Genomic DNA, 17,973 nt, shown 5'->3' on the forward strand with positions numbered 1-17,973 from the left:
ACTAACCCAAAATAGAAATGCTCAACGATGCAATAGTGATACCCAAAAGCGTACCTGCAAAAACATCAGACGGATAATGCACGCCAAGTAATACGCGTGATAATCCAATAAGTGCAGCCCAGCCATAGGCGAGCAAAGCGAAAGGAGGGTAGTAATGCGCTACGATGCTGGCCATCAACCATGCAGCAGCGGTGTGACCTGAAGGAAGAGAAAATTTGTCAGAAGGCGTAACGTGTGCTGTTAAATTCACTAGAAAATCGCAAGGGCGAGGGCGCTTGAACATTTTCTTAAGCAGCACATAAATAGGTAACTCAAGCGCATATGCCATCAGCGCCGTGTAAAGGAATAACTCTCCGTGCTCTGGTTCGAAAGCCCAAAGCAACATACCGATAACGAAGTACAAATAGCCGTCGCCGGTTTTTGACAACCAGATAATACTGCGACAGTCTCTTTTAAGCGTCAGTTTGTAGAGGCGATAAAATAGGTCTGTGTCGACCTTAGTCAAGGATTTCATCAGCATCGCCTTGTCCTCTATCGGTTAATTACTGCACAGGCTAAAGGTGCTCTGTGACCGGTGGGTGACGGAAAAAAGAAACTTTTCTTACACCGTTTTATATACCAGGTGAAAAAAGGGAAGGTGTTCCCATCAAGGACGATGCAAAGCAAAATGCGTGCACAAAAAACGCGTTAAACGGCCGTATCTGAACTATTTTCTACTGAAGTCAATAATTCGATGAAGCGCTATAAATCAGTCGTTTGCAATAGGCTTTTTAATGCTATGCTAGACATAGCTTCTCAAAATTACTCTTCATTTAACTAAGGCGGAATAATGGAATACAACACATCTGAACTCTGTGATTTGTTTGCAGACAGTGTAGACGTCGTCGACCCGATTTTTGCAAGCTACGGTGGTCGTTATTCCTTCGGTGGCGAAATTACCACGATAAAATGTTTTGAAGACAGAGGGTTGATAGACCGCGTTCTCGCTCAACCAGGTGCGGGTAAAGTGTTGTTGGTTGATGGCGGAGGTTCCACTCGTCGCGCACTGTTTGACGCATCTTCTGCACAAATTGCGATTGATAACGACTGGGAAGGTGTAGTTATTTATGGAAGCGTGCGCGAAGTTGATAGCTTGGCAGAGCTCGATATTGGTGTTTTAGCCGTTGCTGCTATTCCTGTTAATGCTGAAAGTGAAAGCATTGGCGAGGTAGACTTGCCAGTTAATTTTGGTGGAGTCACCTTTTTACCCGAGGACCACCTTTACGCAGACAGCACGGGCGTAATCTTATCTCCAGAGCCACTCGATTTAGATTAGCCTAAAGTCTGTCGCCGTTAAGATGTAAGTTCTGCTACTCTCTATAAAGCGTGGAATGGGAGTAGTTTATGCGCTTGTTTTGCTTGACTATGAATTTCGCAATATTGTGTATATTCATATCGTGTTCTAGCCATGCTAGAGAAGTTTTAACGGTTGGCCTTGTGCATGACAATGTCAATGAACGTTATCTTATCCTTGAACTTGAAAAAGAGTTTGAGCGCCGAGCTCCGCATATTGATATTCAAGCGGTCGGTGTACACACCAATCAGTACAAATACAAAGTCATAGACTGGCTAAAGCAGGAAGCTGGACCAGACATACTTTTTTGGTATGGCAGCGAAAGGCTTAAAGAGCTTGTGAGAAGTGGGTGGGTTAGTCCCATTGACGACATTTGGGCATCGCACTCTCTTAGTTCGACTTATCAAGCATCGGTCATAGACCAAGTTAAAGAAGGAAAATCGTATTTCGGTATTCCTGTTTCTTACTACTCATGGTCATTATTCTTTAATCAAATGCTTTTTCATAAGCTTGACCTTGCACCTCCACAAACATGGGAAGCGTTTTTGAGCGTATGCGAAAAGTTACACGACGAAAATATTATTCCTATTGCAATAGGGTATCGAGACCCTTGGACGCTCACTGCATGGTTTGAATTGCTCAATTTGCGCTTACATGGCGCTCAATTTCACAATGCAGTGTTAAGCGGGACCGTCGCGTATACAGAGCCTCGCATTAAAGATGTATTTCAACGTTGGAAGCTTTTAATCGATAAAGGCTACTTTCAAGAGAACGGCGACGCATTAGATTGGGACGACCCAATGACTTATCTGTATAGAGAGGTCGCGGGTATGACATTGATTGGTCACTTTTTTAGCTCGCGGATCCCTAGTAATCTTAAAGAAAGAATAGGGCTCTTTTCTTTTCCAGAATTAGTCCCAGATCAAGCCAGAGTTGAGTTAGCTCCATTGGACGTGTTCTTTGTACGGGCCAGTTCTCCAAAGCAAAAGTACGCCATGCAGTTTTTATCGTATTTGACTTCAATAGAAGCACAAATAACGCTGAACCAGTATACGGGGGGATTTACTCCAATGCTTGGCGCCCCGCCGTCTGTAGAGCGGCTAGATGAGGCTGGTGCTTACTTATTGAAACAGGCCAGTGCAACCAGCCCTTACTTTGACAGAGCCGTACCGACCAACTTTGCAGAGCCAAGCAATGCTCGAATTGAAAGCCTTTATGTTAAATCCAGATATTGAGCGCGTTACCGCTGCACTGGAAGCATTAAGACAAGCCAAGTACAGCGAAAAATAGTCGAGTACTTGGCTTCACTTTATTAGTGATTCGCCTCTTCAAAAACCTTGTTCAAATACATAGCGATGCGAATTCCAGCCATTTGTAGGCGCTGTTTAGCGATTGGCAAATGGTCGTACAAATAGTCGTAGCTCATGTTGTTTGCGTTTTCAGGGTAAATGGTATCGCGAATCTCTGTGCTTTCGGCAATCCATTCAAGCACGTCTGTGCTGGCCCAATTACGAATATCTTCCGGAGTAATCGTTTTGGTTAGCTGCGCCGTCCATTCTGTGTAAGAAAGCTGCCTTTGCGCCAACATTTGCGTATCCCATACTCTGTGCAAGTTAGAGTCTTGCCAAAAAAAACGTACTTTCACATCGTTGCCGCCGCGGTCTGTACCATTACCCGCATGCAAAGGCTGATGTAAATCGCCAATTATATGGACAATAAACTGCAGTGCTAGACGTCTTTCTTCTATGCTGGCACTAGGGTTTTTAAGTGTGTTGGTAAAGGCGTTTAATGCAGTCACCGCATCACCTTCATCTGGTGCGCCTACTTCTGCGTAAGTTTTGCCTTCAGGCACAGATACATAGTGCCAAGGGCTTGGCTTTCTTTTGCCAAAATTCACTAGGGTTAGAGCGCATTTCATCGGCATGTGTTGATGCTTGTGCTAGAGAACTATCTGGCAGTAACTCCATCATTGCCGCCTGTGATAAAGGGCTAAGGTACTGCTGTGCAATAGCGCCTAGTAATTCGGTGCCCTGTTTGTCCCCAGCCCAATGCGGGTGAAGCGATGCACGCAGTAAGCAGTGTACCGAGCGCAGTCATAAGCAATCGATTAACTATTGCCGACATGATTATTCCTCTGAATGCTTAGATGATTGGTAGCCCCATCTGGCGACCAAAGATTGTTCAATTGAAAGGTGGTCGAGTATACGTGCCACAACAAAATCGACCAAGTCGTCTATCGTTTTTGGATTGTGATAGAAACCTGGGGCCGCTAAGCATAATTGTGGCACCCATTTGTGACAGTTTTAGCATATTTTCCAAGTGGATAGACGATAATGGCATTTCTCTGGGCACAAGAATAAGTTGTCCACGTTCTTTAAGTACCACATCCGCAGCGCGCTCAATTAAGTTATCGCTTGCGCCTATGCTAATGGCAGACAAAGTACCCGTTGAGCATGGACAAACCACCATTTTCGACGGTGCTGCAGAGCCTGATGCGACGGGAGAAAACCATTCTTCTTTTCCAAACACTCTAATTTGGTCAGGTTTTGCGCCGCAGTGCTGCGTGAAAAATGCTGCAGCGTCTTCTGGCCGTGCAGGTATTTTTACATTTTCTTCTGTCGCAAATACAACCTTGGCCGCTGATGATATTAATACGAAAACTTGGTAATCAGCATTCACAAGCGACTGCAATAAAGTTAGTGCATAAGGAGCACCTGATGCTCCGGTAATAGCAAGTGTAACTTGCTTATCATGTTTCATGGTATTGCCTCACTAGTTGGCATCGGTCTCTTGTTGCAAGCCATGCCAAGCCAGATTTTTAAATTCAAAACTAATTGTGTTCGTCCAATGCCGACAAAATTCGGCCATGAATACCTTCAAAACCACCGTTACTCATAACCAAGATATGGTCGCCGGGTTTTGCCGATTGTTTTAAGGCCTGAACGATTTTTTCAACGTTTTTAAAACAATGAACAGGCGAGTTACTGTGCGATGCAGCATCAACAAGCGACCAGTCCATGCCGTCTGGCTCAAACAAAAAAACATCGTCGGCTTTTTGCCACGATTTCGCCAGCGTGTCTTTATGTACACCCATTTTCATTGTATTTGAACGCGGTTCTAATACGGCCAAAATGCGTGCATTGCCCACTTTTTTGCGCAATCCATCAAGCGTAGTCGCAATTGCGGTCGGATGATGCGCAAAATCATCATAAACAGTAATGTTGTTAACCGTACCCTTTACTTCCATTCGACGTTTTACGTTCTTAAACGAAGACAATGCTTCAATGGCATCTGGCAAAGTCACACCTGCGTGATGGCTACTGGCGATAGCCATAAGCGCATTATCAACGTTGTGTTGCCCCATTAGTGACCATTCAACTGTGCCCACGTTTTTGCCATTGAGAAGTACATGGAAAGCGCTGCCGTCTTTGTTAACTAACTCGCTATTCCATTCGACCCCTAACGATTGACGTTCCGACCAGCAGCCGCGTTTCAACGTTTCTTCTATAGAAGGCGTTGCGTGCGGTGTCAGTATTAGTCCGTTCTCCGGCACCATTCTAACCAAATGATGAAACTGCGTTTGAATGGCGGCTAAATCGGCAAATATGTCCGCATGATCAAACTCTAAATTGTTAATGACTAAGGTTTTGGGGCGGTAGTGAACAAACTTAGAACGCTTGTCGAAAAAAGCACTGTCGTATTCATCGGCTTCGATAACAAAAAACGGACTATCACCGACGCGCGCAGACACACCAAAATTTTCAGGTACGCCACCGATAAGATAACCCGGATTTAGCCCCGCAAATTCTAGAATCCATGCCACCATGCTGCTGGTTGTCGTTTTTCCATGAGTGCCAGACACACCAATAACCCAGCGGTCTTTTAACAGGTTATCTAAAAGCCACTGTGGGCCGCTGGTATAAGGTAAATTGCGGTTTAAAACGTATTCCACCGCAGGGTTACCGCGCGACATAGCATTGCCAATGACTACCATGTCAGGTGCCGGGTCAAACTGGCTAGCATCATAGCCTTGGGTTAACTCAATACCCAAGGCTTCTAATTGGGTACTCATGGGAGGATAAACATTTTTATCCGACCCCGTTACTTTGTGGCCAAGGGATTTGGCGATGGCGGCAATGCCACCCATAAAACTGCCACAAATGCCTAAAATATGTACATGCATAGTGCATTCTCAACGAATTGTCATGTGATGTGGCTACTCTATCAGAACCATCGCCGAGAAAGATAATGCAATTTAATGTGGCCGCTGTGTTATACGTTAAGGGCTATAAGGCACTGTCATACTGGTATGGTGTGTGAATACGTCACTATATGCGTGTTTCACTTAATGGCGAACGCGGTTACAATCTAAACACAGGCAATGTGTGATAAAAACACCGTGTTCTGTGAATGTCGTAAGCGATAAGCCGTAAGGAAAGCTGTGCACCTTACGTCATTGAAAACCCTACACACAAAAAAAGGCTTACATTCAATGAAACGTTTAAATTCCCAATTGCAACAAGACGGTGCGCCGCTTGAGCTGATATTGCTCATTCGTACCCTGTTAGCAGGTTGCAAAGAAATCTCTTTCCGCGTGAGTCAAGGTGCGCTAGCAGGCGTTCTAGGCTCAACCCTCTCTGAGAACGTGCAGGGCGAAACGCAAAAGAAGCTCGATGTAATTTCGAATCAAATTCTAAAAGATACGTTAAGAGAGTCGGGTTATGTAAAAGCGATATCGTCTGAAGAAGAAGACGACGTTGTGCCGTGTAACCCCGAAGGTAAGTACCTTGTAAGCTTTGACCCACTTGATGGCTCATCGAACACTGAAATTAATAGTTTGATTGGTACCATATTCTCTATCACACACGCTCCGCAGTGGATGGAGCCTGAGGACCCATCAGCATTTCTGCAGCCCGGTACGCAAATGGTAGCCGCTGGCTACGTATTGTACGGCCCATCTACTATGCTTGCGTTAACGACCTACCGTGGTACACATATCTATACGCTGGACAAAACGCACGGTGGTTTCTTACTTACTCACCCAAATATTAAAGTGCCAGAGCAAACGTCTGAGTTTTCTATCAATGCGTCTAACCAACGTCATTGGGAGCCTTCTATGCAGGCTTATATTGCAGATTTGCTTGCAGGTGAAGAGGGACCGCGCGGGAAGAACTTCAACATGCGCTGGGTGGCGGCAATGGTCGGTGACATTCATCGCTTGTTATGTCGCGGCGGTATTTTTATGTACCCTTATGATAATCGTGACCCTTCTAAGGCAGGTAAGCTACGTTTATTGTATGAAGCGAACCCAATGGCGTTCCTTATGGAGCAGGCGGGTGGTAAAGCCGAAACAGGTACTGGACGTATTCTTGAGGTGATGCCAGAAGAAATTCACCAACGTGTACCCTGTTTAATTGGCTCGAAAGACGAAGTTGAAATGTGCGTTAGCTATCGAGATAAGCACTAATTCACAGTCTATGGCGGCAAAATTTAGCGAAATATAAAGAGATTACTACGACAACAGTCGTAAACCGTTTTTATTTTGCCGCACTCACCGTATACTTAGCCCCAAATTTCTAATTTATCATTGAAAGGATCAAAGAATGAGCTTGAGTGCTATTCCTGCTGGTAAGAACGTACCAGACGAAGTAAATGTAATCATCGAAATTCCAGCACACGCTGACCCGGTGAAGTACGAAGTGGACAAAGACACTGGTGCACTATTTGTAGACCGTTTCATGGCTACCTGTATGCATTACCCAACTAACTACGGTTACGTAAACAACACGCTGTCTGAAGATGGCGACCCAGTTGACGTATTGGTAATGACGCCTTTCCCTCTTCTTGCTGGTTCTGTTATCAAGTGTCGTCCAGTTGGCGTACTAAACATGACTGACGAGTCAGGTAAAGACGCAAAAGTACTTGCTGTTCCAGTAGACAAGCTTTCGACTATCTACCGCGACGTTAAAGAAATTGAAGATTGCCCACCGCTTCTTCTTAAGCAAATTGAGCACTTCTTCGAGCACTACAAAGATCTTGAATCTGGTAAGTGGGTGAAAATTGACGGTTGGGCGAATGCCGCTGCTGCAAAAGAAGAAATTACCGCAAGCATCGCGCGTTTCGAAGCAGAATAATTCACGCTTCCTCAAATTGATGTTAAAAAGGGCTGGTAATAAACCAGCCCTTTTTTGTTTGCCGCTGGCAGATATTTAGGGTTAAAGACATAGAGAGTAATATGCAACAGTTTAAGCGATCGCTACTGGCTTTTTGGACCTGCGTTTTTGCGCTAGTAGCTTGCAATGCCATGGCCGCAACCGATGCAGTTGAGGTGTATTGGGAAGACTTAGTGCCAGAGGGTTTTAACGAACTTGCTCCGCCAGCGGTGCAGCACAACGGTGAAATGAGTCAGCTACAGCCGGATGCGCCTGTGGTAGATACTTATGATGGTAAACGCGTAAAAATTCCTGGGTTTGTGGTACCGCTAGAAGGTACAGCGGAGCTCACAACAGAGTTCTTGCTTGTTCCCTATTTTGGCGCATGTATTCATGTGCCACCGCCCCCGTCAAATCAAATTGTGTACGTAAAGTTTGAAGAGGGCGTGCGCATCGACAATATTTACGACGCCATATGGGTAACGGGAGAGCTTTCTACCGACGGCTGGAAGGGTGATATTGCTTCAGTAGGTTATCGTCTTAAAGGCGAGGTTGTAGAGGGGTTCTAGTTAGACCCCTTCGTTTATGACAACCGCGATATCTTTTGCAAATCGCGATGCGGTGTCTGGCTCTATCTTTTGAATGCTTACTCTGATGGCGTGCGATACGTTGTCCACGTCAAAAGAGCTGCCGGGCCTCACTAACCAGCCTTTTTGCGACAGCGAAAAGGCGACCGCTTTGCTATCTGTGTTAACAGGTATCCACACATTTAACCCGTCAATTGCATGGGTAAACCTAACCCCTTCTTTGGATAGTGCACTAATCAGCGAATCTCGCTGCTGTTTGCACAGCGCTTTTGCATCGACCAATTGCTTTTTAAATGTGTCGTTGGTTAAACAAGTGTAGACCAGGGCTTGAAGGACGCGGCTTACCCAAGACATTCCTGGTGCAAGGCGTGTATTTATGCGCTTTACCGATTCTTTATCTGCTGCCACAAAGGCCATGCGAAGATCAGGGCCTAAGCCTTTTGAAACAGAGCGAAATATTGCCCAGTTGCGAGTAGATGCAGGAATAATACTGTTGTGCTCGGTCGTCGCAAGCAGTGAAAAGTGGTCATCTTCTAACACCACGACGTCTGGGAATTGGCGCAATACGTCTTGCAACTGCTTAGCACGCTTGGCAGTAATTGAAACCCCTGTAGGGTTATGTGCTCGTGGTGTAATAAGCACGGCTTTAGCGCCTTTTTCAAGCGCACGTTGTAAGGCGTCAGGCATCATGCCTTCATCATCAACAGCAGCCCCTATTACCTGCATACCAGCAAGTCTAATAGCATTAGCTGAACTGATATAGCATGGGTCTTCTACAACAAACTTATCACCCGGAACAAGATAGGCCGCAATCATGCGTTCCAGGGTATCAATAGCGCCGTTACACAGAGTGACCGCAAAGTCATGCGGGCAGTTACCGTCAAACCACGACTGGGCATAGCGATTAATGTCAGGAAGGATTGTGTCTTCGCCATAAAGATATTGGTTAAGTGGTGTTTGCGACGCGACACTGTTTAGGTCGGGCAACCAACTTTTGCGGGGGCTTCCGTCGGCTAAATCGAAAAGCAATGTTCGGGTGCTACCCTCTTGCTCACCAGCACTGATATCTTCACAAATACGCGTGCCCAATCGCCCTTGCGTAATGGCAATACCTGCTTTAGACAGCTTTTGGTAGGCTGATGAGACGGTATTTCTGTTTACCCCTAGCTGCTGTGCTAATTCCCTGACAGGGGGAAGTACATCGCTTAAGCAACGAGGTCTCCCTCTTTTGCGAGTTGGCGCACAGACTCAAAAATAGTGTGTGCAGAATCACCTGAAATCTTGACTTTCATTTTTGTCCTATGTCAATATTATTTTTGTCATGGGTGAATATGTAGTGCTCTTTATCCCATTTCGCGGGGCATTTTTCCATATTTTAAACAAAGCGGGGCGCAAATGTTTACCGGTTTATCTGCTTTTCCAATTACACCTTTTATCAACGAAGAAATTGACTACAAGGCATTTGAGCGCTTAATAGACAATTTAGTGAGTGCGCGTGTCGACTCTATTTGCGCTATGGGCTCAACCGGGTTGTACCCGTATTTGTCTAAAGCCCAGCTAGAGCAAGTTGCCAAAACGGCGGTTGCTAACGCACAGGGCACACCTGTAATGGCGGGAATAGGGTCGCTGCGCACGCAAGATGTGCTGAAAAACCTTGAAGCCGTGCAGCATGCCGGTGTTAATGCAGTGCTACTTGCTCCAGTGTCGTATCAACCACTCAATGAAGAAGAAGTGTTTGGGTTGTACCACGCTGTTAGCCAAGAGACGTCGGTACCCATTTGTGTGTATGAAAACCCTCGTGTGACTAATTTTACATTCAGTGATGCGCTGTACCAACGCATAGCGCAGCTGCCGCATATTGGCGCTATTAAAATACCGGGTATGCCATTTGCTTCTGAAACCGCTAAAAATGGCAAGGTCCAAAATGGCGCAGAGCGCTTGGCAACCCTTAGGACACTATTGCCACAACACGTTGCAATAGGTGTGAGCGGCGACAGCTTTGGCGCCGCAGGTATGGCGCAAGGCTGTGATTTATGGCTTTCAGTACTTGGTGGAATTTTTCCAAAAACCGTTCAACATATTATCGCACAAGCGCAGTCTGAACGCGCTGATGAAGCCATGGCGCTTTCTAACTCGTTGAACCGCATATGGGCGTTGTTTTCTCGTAACGGTGGTGGGCTGCGCGTGGTTGCCGGGGCCGCCGCTATTTTAGGTTATAGCGAACGCGTAAATCTGCCAGCGCCATTTTTGCCAATTAGCGATGAAGACTTTTCTGAGCTTGAAGGCTTAATTCGCTCTCTTGAGTTAGCGTGAAGAGCTTTCGACACGGCATACTGCAATACCTGTTAGCAGCTATTCCAGCACGGGTTGCAACGGGAGGCGCAGCGGTCGCCACAGTATTGCTAGCACGTTCATCGGGAATGGATGGAAAAACGGCGGGTTTGATGGCCGCTTGTTTGACAGCACCTCACGTATTAGGGCCTCTGTATGGCAGGTGGTTAGATAGCGCAGAGGATCCTCGTCGCATTATTGCAGCGGCATGTTGTTTATTTGTTATTGGCTTTCAAGTGGCTGTAATAGGTTTTGAAAGCAATATTCTACTCGCCGTTATTATTGCCTTGCTTGTTTGCGGTACCTGCACCTCGTTTATGATGGGTGGATTGAGTACCCAAGTGGTCAAGCTGGTGGGCGATAATCTTTCTCAAAAACGCAAAGCCCAGAGTTGGGATACCTTTACATATGGATTGGGGCTTACCTTGGGCCCCATGTTGATTGCTTTATTTACTGAACACTACGCTGTCTCTGTGAGTGTGCGTGTAGTAATGAGTTTGGCGCTTCTAGCGGGAGTGCTTACTTTGGTTATCCCAATTGAGCTTAGTCGCGATAAAGGCAACGCTACTCAGGAACAAAAGATTGCGTCGGTTATCACCATCCTATGGCACTCTGGGCCGCTAAAACGCACGCTTTTAATGACATCAGGTGCGGCGTTTAGTCTTGCAGCACTCCCCGTACTTGCTGTCTATCTTAGTGAAAGCTGGCTGCACGGTGCCAAAAGCGGCGCGTATTTAGTCACTGGGTATGGTGTAGGTTGTTTGTGTGGCGCTATTATTTTAATGCTTCGACCATTGCGCAGCGAAGCTTTGATATTACTGAGAAATGTCGGAGGCGCTTTACTGATTGCCTTAGTATTGGTAGCGCTTTGCGGGTCGTTTACGATGGGAATGCTGACTTACTGGCTGTGCGGCGTCGTAAACTCGATATTTTTTGCCGTTACGTTAGCCGCCCGAAGCGATTACGCGCCCGCTCAAGGGGCTGCGCAAATTTATATGTGGGTGGCGGCTGCAAAAATAAGCTTTGCATCACTTGGCGCATTTGCCGCTGGGCTTTTAGTCGATATCGCACTTAAAATGCCGCTTTTTGTTTCTGTCTGCGCGCTATTACTTTCGTTGCTGCTGTGTTTTGCGTTGCCTGGCTATTCATTCAAAGCGCGCCGCTTGCACAGGTCGCGACGCTAATCCCAGGCGCGATGTATATTGTCAGCGCGCTGCGATGTTTATTTTCAGCCCGCAGCGGCGCCAGCGCCTTTGACGGATAGTTAGCCATTGCCTGCTATCAACATATTACGTTAGCTGGGAGTATAAATACGCTCCGCGCGGTTAAATAAGAGCCAAGAAGTAATAATGTATTTGTCATTGCTCTTTGGTATTTGGCCACGGTGAGTGTGGGTGAAATACGCTGGGGCAATCACCATGCGTCCGGCTTTAGGCTTCACTGCTCGATTTTGATAGTAAAACTCGGTTTCGCCACCTTCCTCAACGTCATTAAGATAATACATAAACAGCAAAACGCGATGCAGTGCGTCATTATGCTGTAATTGAGGGTACACTTCTGAATGCCAGTAAGGATATCCGCCACTACCGCGGTATAACGCTGGGCATTAATGTCACCAACGCGATAGAGGTAGTTAACCAAGTTCGCTAAATTCGGCTTGCCAACTTCTTCAAAGTTCTCGCCCGTCACTTTCACTGGCTCGCCAGTTTTTGGGTGGCGTACTGTCAATCCTATTGGGCCGACAAGTGCATAAAAGTATTTTTCTATATAGCTAACAAGCTGTTTGCCTGTATGCTGCATGACCTGCTGATAGAGGTCTTGAAATTCGCTGTTGCGGCTAATTGATACATCCATGCTGCGCTTTTTGTCTAAATCGACACCGCCACCCGTACGTCCTAGTGACACATTAGGGCTTTGCTCAAACCTGTCTATCAGCGCGGTGCAAAGTTCTGCTGGAAGTGCATTATCTATTACTTCTATTAAGTCGCTCATGTTGCCTGGTTACTTCCTTTCTTAAAACGGTTTATTATTTCGAAATATCTTTAAAGTGGCTTTGAAGGGTATTTTTTATCTCATCAGGGATAGGCGCTGAGCGCTGCGTTTTATAGTCGAAGTGAACCATGGTGGTAACGCCTGTTGAGCATAGTTTGTCGTCTTGCCAAAGCTCTTGAAAAACGTCAAACGCGCTGTTGCCCAGCCGACTTATAAAGGTTTTTACCGTTACGGGTTTGCCATAAAAAATCTGTGCAAGAAAGTCTACTTTGTAACTTGCTAAGATAAGCGGCCAGTTTTGCAGATCGAGTTCTGGCGTGAACATGCGAAAAATGGGCTCGCGAGCTGCCTCAAACCAAGCAACAAGTGCTGTATTACTAACGTGTTGTAATGCATCGGTTTCGCAAAAACGCACATCAAAAGATGTGACTAACGGCGCTGTAGTTGTCATATAGATGTAAGGTTTATTGTTGCTTTGGGCTTAACTCTAGCATTATGTGCACGTCATTTCAGTGCTTTATCTATCTGCTCCCATGAAAACTGTATTGGCTAACTTTACACCCTTATTAGTGACGTACCATCAACACGGTCGAGCTGAGCGTTAACAATATCATGTGTCAATGTGGGTAGCCTTTTGCTACTTGTTAGTGTTGTTCAAACAACATTTCGCAGCATCGTTGTGCAGTCGCTTTTACATTTGGGTTTGGGTCTTCGGTAAGTTTGTGAATAAGTTGAAAGCCCGCATTACAGTCCAACGTATAAAGATTCAATGCCGCGTTCCAACGAACAAAATAGTCGGCATGGGCGGCTAGTTTCTCTAATACAGATATCGACGATTTATGCTTCATGTTAGCCACTGTTTCAGCGAACATCTCTGCTCGAGACGAAGACAAGTTGGCAACACTTACGTTGACGAGTTGAAGTGATGTTGGGTCATACTCTCCAATCACTTTTACATCGCTTTCAGGGCAAGAAAGCTCATGGTAGAGCATGTCGTCCTTTATTACTCTGAAGTGCACGGCATGACGGCCAGCCTCAAGCTTGACCATCGCACCATCGTTAAGTGCCACAGATGACTTTAGTGAAATCGACTGGCATGCTCTTTCCGTATCAAGTTCATCGGAAATCTCATAAATATCGAGTACAGAGCCTTCTGATTTTGCGAAGTAAAGCAGCGTATCATTAGACACAGTTTTGAGCACGCTATGGTTTTGTGGCCCGCGTTCAAGATGTGATTGTGTACTATTCTTGGCAAAAGAAAAGGTGGTTAACCTAAAATAATGCGTGTTTATCATAGACCAGCCCTTCACGTTCACGCCTGAATCATGTAATGGCAGTTGGTAGTATTCTTTTTGTTGAAAAGCACTTATTTCTTTTGGGATTGCAAAACTAAAGAAGTCAGCAGACAGCAATTTTTCAAAGTCATCAGAAAAGTCAAAAAATGAACTGTAGGGCGTTGTCGCAAGCTTTTTTATCAGCTTAAAAAGCATGGGGTGCTGTTCTGACGTTTGATAAATGCTTTGGGGTAACGCGCTAATGTTACCGAGTGTATTGTCGGTGTTCATGTTCAATTCCTCGAATTTTGCAAATTTGCTTATCGGTGATTTTCGTTATGAGAGTTTGGCTGAATCATGTCGCTGATATTTGAGTATCACAGCCCTCAGCTCATTTATTTCCCTGCAAAAGAGCCAAAATTTGTCTAACTGTTTTTCATGAAATCTTTGGGGGTGCTTACTTCCATTTTTCTATCATGTATTTTTTTGCCGCCAATTCGCTTTTTAATGAGAAAGACGTGTTCGTTAGAACAAGCAGTGTTAAACCTGACGTTCTAGATTTATCGCCAACGATCATCGCCAAAATACCTGGGTACGTAGTACTGTCATCCGAGATTGCTAATTTATCGCCAATAGACAATTGACTGACATCGCCATTTAAAATGGTGAAGTACAATTGATTTGCGTCTGAACTAGGCACAACCAGTCCTATTACGTCTCCTTGATTAATAGTTTCGCCTACCGACTTTTGCGGGGTGAATACACCCGATATAGGCGAATAGATGGTATGTTCTTGGTCAACGTTTTCGACGGCAAGGGTGAGCAACACATCGTTGACTTCAACGTATTGACCTTCAGCTTTTTCCATTGCTGACACCACGCCGCTTTGCGGAGCGTATATGTGAGTGATTGTTGGTGTCGTTAATGACGCGGTAAGTTCATGTCTACCCAGTGTAGTTTCAAGCACTACAATACTGCTAGCCAAAACAACTATTAATCCGACTACAAATTTCCAATCTCGAATTCGCTGGCCTTTCGCTAGTTCTTCCGTTTTAGCATGGTTCATGGTCACATTCCTAAAAGCTGGTTTAAGTGGCACAGTGCAATTTGCCGTCGATAAGACTTTGCTAAGTCCAAGTATTGATATGTTGTTTGTCGTTTCTTCTTCTGTTTTGCGTTATGAGTTTCTCAGCATGATTAGAGGAACTGTTGTTCACTACACATAGTCAACAATTCCCGTACATAAGGGCTAGCATGAGTCACAAGGGGTAGGTTGCTCAGACTATAGCGGCGCAGTGATGTTCGTTTCCACTCTACTCCACTGCGCTTGCGCTACTTCACATCCGTAGAAAAGCAACCAACTCCAAAAAACGAGCCTGCGTTAGTCTCTTGCACAAAGTTTCGGAACCATAGTGCAAATAGTCGCTGGCTCTGAAGTAGTAGAAGCGCCATTTTGCCCTTTCGTGCTGCTTTTTGAGGTTGTGGTTTCAGTGGCGCTAGCTGCGCTTGCAACTGACAAAGTAAGAAGTGTTGCTGCTGCAAAAGTGGTAATTGTGTTAAGACGTAGAGTAGTCATATTTCGTTTCCTTTCTTGATTTGTAATTGTTGATTTCTCAATTCATAGACACAGTGCACGAAAATCAGCAGCAGTAATAGAACCATAGCAATACTGTTTCATAATTTTTATACAACCCGAAGTGTAACCATGTCGAATTCTCGATGGTTACAATTTGGTTTCATTTTTATGTCTATGTTTTTATTGGTATATTTTGGTTTTTCTTGAAACCCAAGGACTAGCGTACTGTTAACGCGGTTGACCTTTTTAGCATTGTTCTCGACGTTAATTAAGCGCTAAAACAGTAGAAAAAGTGTGTTTTGTTGGTGCGATTAGCACGCGACGCTTCCCTATGACTTTGCATCGCTACCTGAAAGTGCCGAAGTGTTAAGTAAGAGAATTTCAGCTTCTGAATAGGGCCAGGTTTTTAATACTGCCTTAGAACGTTTATCGTCAACGTCGAACGACGCGCTAATAGACGATGCGCTAAATGTTCTCTCATTGATAACAATGCCGTTGTGGTCGAGCACGGTAAAATGGGTCTCTTTTCCATCAAATTCGCTAAAGTAAATATACTGCTGATCAGCATACCAATTTGTGTTTTCCGCTGACTGTAATGAGTAGGGCAAGGTTTGTGTGGTGTTGCTTTTACTGTGAAAAACGTTAAGTACGTTGTTTTCATCAAGTAAGAAAACTTTGTCTTGTGTTGGTCGTGCCGATTTATAGCCATCAAACAGCGGCGCTATGGTTTGGTTGCCCAAGTTATAGGTTTTTATATTCCACGCCCCCAATTCTTTTGCGCCAAACAAAACGCTATTTCCATCAGAGCTAAATACCGCATCTTTGGCAATCATCTGGCCGCCAGAAGTAATGTATTGGACGTTGTTGGTTTCTATTTCTAGCAGTGCTAAAAGGCCGTCGAGGGTAAGTAAGATAAAACCATCTTTTGGGCTGATATCAAGCACGTTTAGTGACATTGTGGTTTGTAATAATGACGCTTGCTCGTCATTTTTCCTTATGGCAAGTTCCGTATGCTCGCCATCTTTTATGACGTATATGAGATTTGATGACGTGGCTAAGTAACGGACTTCACTTATAGAGTTACCTGGCGTCGCGATAATCTTCTGCGTTGACGTGTCGAATGAGGGGAGATCTACCTCAATAAAGTATGATTCAGAAACTGACTTTCGAACAATCATAAATTGCCCGCCGCCCAGTGGTTCTATGTCAATTATGCTGCTATCTGGGTTGGGGCCCACATAAGTTTGCGTCGCGTCTTCAATGTCTAACGTTACTATTTCATTGCTATCGAGGAGCAAGATTTCCTTGTCGTTTAACCAGGTTACTTCATAAAAACCGGTACCGTGAAAAATACGTTTTTCAATAGCTCTATTGCGTGTATTAAATATTGATAAAACATGCTCTTCTAGACCACTTACCGAGGTGGTAACAAGCAAGTACTCTCCGTTAGGTGAGATATCTACGCGATAGTCGTTAGAGTCAGTATCGTGTGCAAACGTGACCACATCTATGTCTTGTGAAGCATAATCTAAATAGTAGACTTGGCCTGTCCCTTGGACGTCTTTAACTGCGGTAAAATAGAGGCCGCTGCCGTCATGTGATTCCTCAAAGTCCGATATAATACTGAAACCATCCACCAACGTTGTAGCATCTTCGCTACCATGAACGTTTTTACGTAAGATTTCTGATGCCCCGAGAGTAAGATCGACAAACAGAATACTTTGCTGATCACGCGAGTACTTCACTTCCGTCACATTGTTCGCGTTTTGAGTCATTTGATGAATGAATTGGGTCTCAAGGTTTGCGTGGAACAACTGAAAGCCTTGCTCTCCGATTAATTTGCCTGCAAAGGCGACAGCACTTTCTTCCTCATTCACACTGGCGCTTATCTTTTCCCCTGAAAAATTGACGAGCTTTTTCTCTGTCGGGGTTTGGCTTTGATAGATAGAAAAGAACAGCGTGCCGATGAGCAAAGCCAGAAAAAATACGGACCACGCCACAATGTGTCCAACAGGCCGAGAGGGTGTTTTTGGAAGTAGTGTTTCTTCTATGTTCTGTGATTCTTCCTGGATGCCTTCGCTTTGATGTGCAGTGTCATTGTTAATTTCACATGTGACCTCGCAATCTAATTTGTACCCGCGTTTATGCACTGACTTTATTAACGACTGGTTATCGGCGCCGCCGAGTAAATTTCTTAACTTACTGATGGCTCGTCGAACGGCGGCATCACTTACTACCCGGTCGGCCCACACTTCCTCGTGCAATTCACTGACTAATACGTATCTGTCAGCATTTCTACACAAGTAGGCTAATAAATCGAAAACTTTGGGCTCTATGGGGACTTCATTGCCGTTGGTAAGAAGCAAACCTTGCTGCGTGTCTACGGCAAATTGTTCAAAGTAAAAAATTGCGTGGCCGGAATCGTGCAATGTCTCTGTTTGCGAATTTGTGGGATCTCCACCTTGCACTATTACCGTGTTACTCATACCAGCTAGCTCAATTTTTTTAGAATTAGAATATTGATTCAACCAAACAATACACACTTTTGAGACAATCTTAAACATTCAAAGTCTCTGCTAACTACTGGTTACTAAGAATGTGCAATATACACAAGAAGTTTAATGTATCTGTTTGTGTATTTTGCTATCGCAGTGTAGGGGCGCTAGTCTTATAATTTTCATTTAAATCAGGTGGTTGCTTCAACGTCCCTGCCCATGGCAATAATCAT

General features: G+C 44.9%; 16 protein-coding genes and 3 pseudogenes. 9 read left to right on the forward strand and 10 right to left on the reverse strand.

What is annotated here, in order from left to right:
* Position 1 precedes the first annotated feature (1 nt).
* The gene (locus V6N89_RS01040; RefSeq protein ID WP_338519773.1) at positions 2-514 is read right to left on the reverse strand and encodes a phosphatase PAP2 family protein; all 513 of its coding nucleotides are present in this window, start codon (positions 512-514) and stop codon (positions 2-4) included.
* 315 nt (positions 515-829) lie between these two features.
* Here V6N89_RS01040 and rraA point away from each other — a divergent pair, with 315 nt between their 5' ends.
* Together rraA and V6N89_RS01050 are read left to right on the forward strand one after the other, a co-directional pair.
* Entirely contained in the window at positions 830-1,315 is a 486-nt protein-coding gene (gene rraA, locus V6N89_RS01045; protein WP_338519774.1) for a ribonuclease E activity regulator RraA, read from the forward strand.
* A 68-nt stretch (positions 1,316-1,383) separates the two neighbouring features.
* The gene (locus V6N89_RS01050; RefSeq protein WP_346993294.1) at positions 1,384-2,568 is read left to right on the forward strand and encodes an ABC transporter substrate-binding protein; all 1,185 of its coding nucleotides are present in this window, start codon (positions 1,384-1,386) and stop codon (positions 2,566-2,568) included.
* 77 nt (positions 2,569-2,645) lie between these two features.
* On the opposite strand, the pseudogene V6N89_RS01055 reads toward V6N89_RS01050, so the two are convergent.
* From V6N89_RS01055 to mpl, 3 genes and pseudogenes are all read right to left on the reverse strand, one after another.
* Positions 2,646-3,457, reverse strand: a pseudogene (locus tag V6N89_RS01055) (S1/P1 nuclease).
* Positions 3,458-3,459: 2 nt separating this feature from the next.
* Positions 3,460-4,093, reverse strand: a pseudogene (locus V6N89_RS01060) (flavin prenyltransferase UbiX).
* A gap of 70 nt (positions 4,094-4,163) precedes the next feature.
* The gene (mpl, locus tag V6N89_RS01065; RefSeq protein WP_338519776.1) at positions 4,164-5,516 is read right to left on the reverse strand and encodes a UDP-N-acetylmuramate:L-alanyl-gamma-D-glutamyl-meso-diaminopimelate ligase; all 1,353 of its coding nucleotides are present in this window, start codon (positions 5,514-5,516) and stop codon (positions 4,164-4,166) included.
* 309 nt (positions 5,517-5,825) lie between these two features.
* On the opposite strand from mpl, the gene V6N89_RS01070 reads away from it, so the two are divergent.
* From V6N89_RS01070 to V6N89_RS01080, 3 genes are all read left to right on the forward strand, one after another.
* Positions 5,826-6,800, forward strand: a complete 975-nt coding sequence (locus V6N89_RS01070) for a class 1 fructose-bisphosphatase (protein ID WP_346993295.1) — start codon at positions 5,826-5,828, stop codon at positions 6,798-6,800.
* A gap of 136 nt (positions 6,801-6,936) precedes the next feature.
* Positions 6,937-7,467, forward strand: coding sequence for an inorganic diphosphatase (gene ppa, locus V6N89_RS01075; RefSeq protein ID WP_338519777.1), 531 nt, complete (start codon positions 6,937-6,939; stop codon positions 7,465-7,467).
* 170 nt (positions 7,468-7,637) lie between these two features.
* A complete protein-coding gene (locus V6N89_RS01080; protein WP_338520191.1) occupies positions 7,638-8,054 on the forward strand; it encodes a DUF3299 domain-containing protein in 417 nt (138 codons plus the stop codon).
* Here the strand turns inward: V6N89_RS01080 and V6N89_RS01085 are convergent, their stop codons facing one another.
* Complete coding sequence (locus tag V6N89_RS01085) at positions 8,055-9,161, reverse strand: aminotransferase class I/II-fold pyridoxal phosphate-dependent enzyme (RefSeq protein ID WP_346993296.1); 1,107 nt, start codon at positions 9,159-9,161, stop codon at positions 8,055-8,057.
* A gap of 306 nt (positions 9,162-9,467) precedes the next feature.
* Between V6N89_RS01085 and V6N89_RS01090 the strand changes: the two genes are divergently transcribed.
* A complete protein-coding gene (locus V6N89_RS01090; RefSeq protein WP_346993297.1) occupies positions 9,468-10,385 on the forward strand; it encodes a dihydrodipicolinate synthase family protein in 918 nt (305 codons plus the stop codon).
* Complete coding sequence (locus tag V6N89_RS01095) at positions 10,382-11,587, forward strand: MFS transporter (protein WP_338519781.1); 1,206 nt, start codon at positions 10,382-10,384, stop codon at positions 11,585-11,587. Before V6N89_RS01090 ends, V6N89_RS01095 begins: the two co-directional genes overlap by 4 nt.
* 110 nt (positions 11,588-11,697) lie before the next feature.
* On the opposite strand, the pseudogene V6N89_RS01100 reads toward V6N89_RS01095, so the two are convergent.
* From V6N89_RS01100 to V6N89_RS01115, 4 genes and pseudogenes are all read right to left on the reverse strand, one after another.
* Positions 11,698-12,395 (reverse strand): annotated as a pseudogene (locus V6N89_RS01100) (2OG-Fe(II) oxygenase).
* Positions 12,396-12,429: 34 nt separating this feature from the next.
* Positions 12,430-12,846, reverse strand: coding sequence for an acyl-CoA thioesterase (locus tag V6N89_RS01105; RefSeq protein WP_338519782.1), 417 nt, complete (start codon positions 12,844-12,846; stop codon positions 12,430-12,432).
* A 193-nt stretch (positions 12,847-13,039) separates the two neighbouring features.
* Positions 13,040-13,960, reverse strand: a complete 921-nt coding sequence (locus tag V6N89_RS01110; protein ID WP_338519783.1) for a HEAT repeat domain-containing protein — start codon at positions 13,958-13,960, stop codon at positions 13,040-13,042.
* A 166-nt stretch (positions 13,961-14,126) separates the two neighbouring features.
* Complete coding sequence (locus V6N89_RS01115; RefSeq protein ID WP_338519784.1) at positions 14,127-14,735, reverse strand: hypothetical protein; 609 nt, start codon at positions 14,733-14,735, stop codon at positions 14,127-14,129.
* On the opposite strand from V6N89_RS01115, the gene V6N89_RS01120 reads away from it, so the two are divergent.
* A complete protein-coding gene (locus V6N89_RS01120) occupies positions 14,734-14,895 on the forward strand; it encodes a hypothetical protein (protein ID WP_338519785.1) in 162 nt (53 codons plus the stop codon). The two genes, V6N89_RS01115 and V6N89_RS01120, sit on opposite strands and share 2 nt — an antisense overlap.
* A 186-nt stretch (positions 14,896-15,081) precedes the next feature.
* Positions 15,082-15,264 (forward strand): hypothetical protein, encoded by a 183-nt coding sequence (locus tag V6N89_RS01125; protein ID WP_338519786.1) that lies wholly within the window; start codon positions 15,082-15,084, stop codon positions 15,262-15,264.
* A 310-nt stretch (positions 15,265-15,574) separates the two neighbouring features.
* Here the strand turns inward: V6N89_RS01125 and V6N89_RS01130 are convergent, their stop codons facing one another.
* On the reverse strand, positions 15,575-17,731 hold the full coding sequence (locus V6N89_RS01130) for a winged helix-turn-helix domain-containing protein (protein WP_338519787.1): 2,157 nt from the start codon (positions 17,729-17,731) through the stop codon (positions 15,575-15,577).
* Between the last annotated feature and the right edge of the window lie 242 nt (positions 17,732-17,973).

It is taken from the genome of Alteromonas gracilis (assembly GCF_036870955.2).
Classification (GTDB): domain Bacteria; phylum Pseudomonadota; class Gammaproteobacteria; order Enterobacterales; family Alteromonadaceae; genus Alteromonas; species Alteromonas gracilis_A.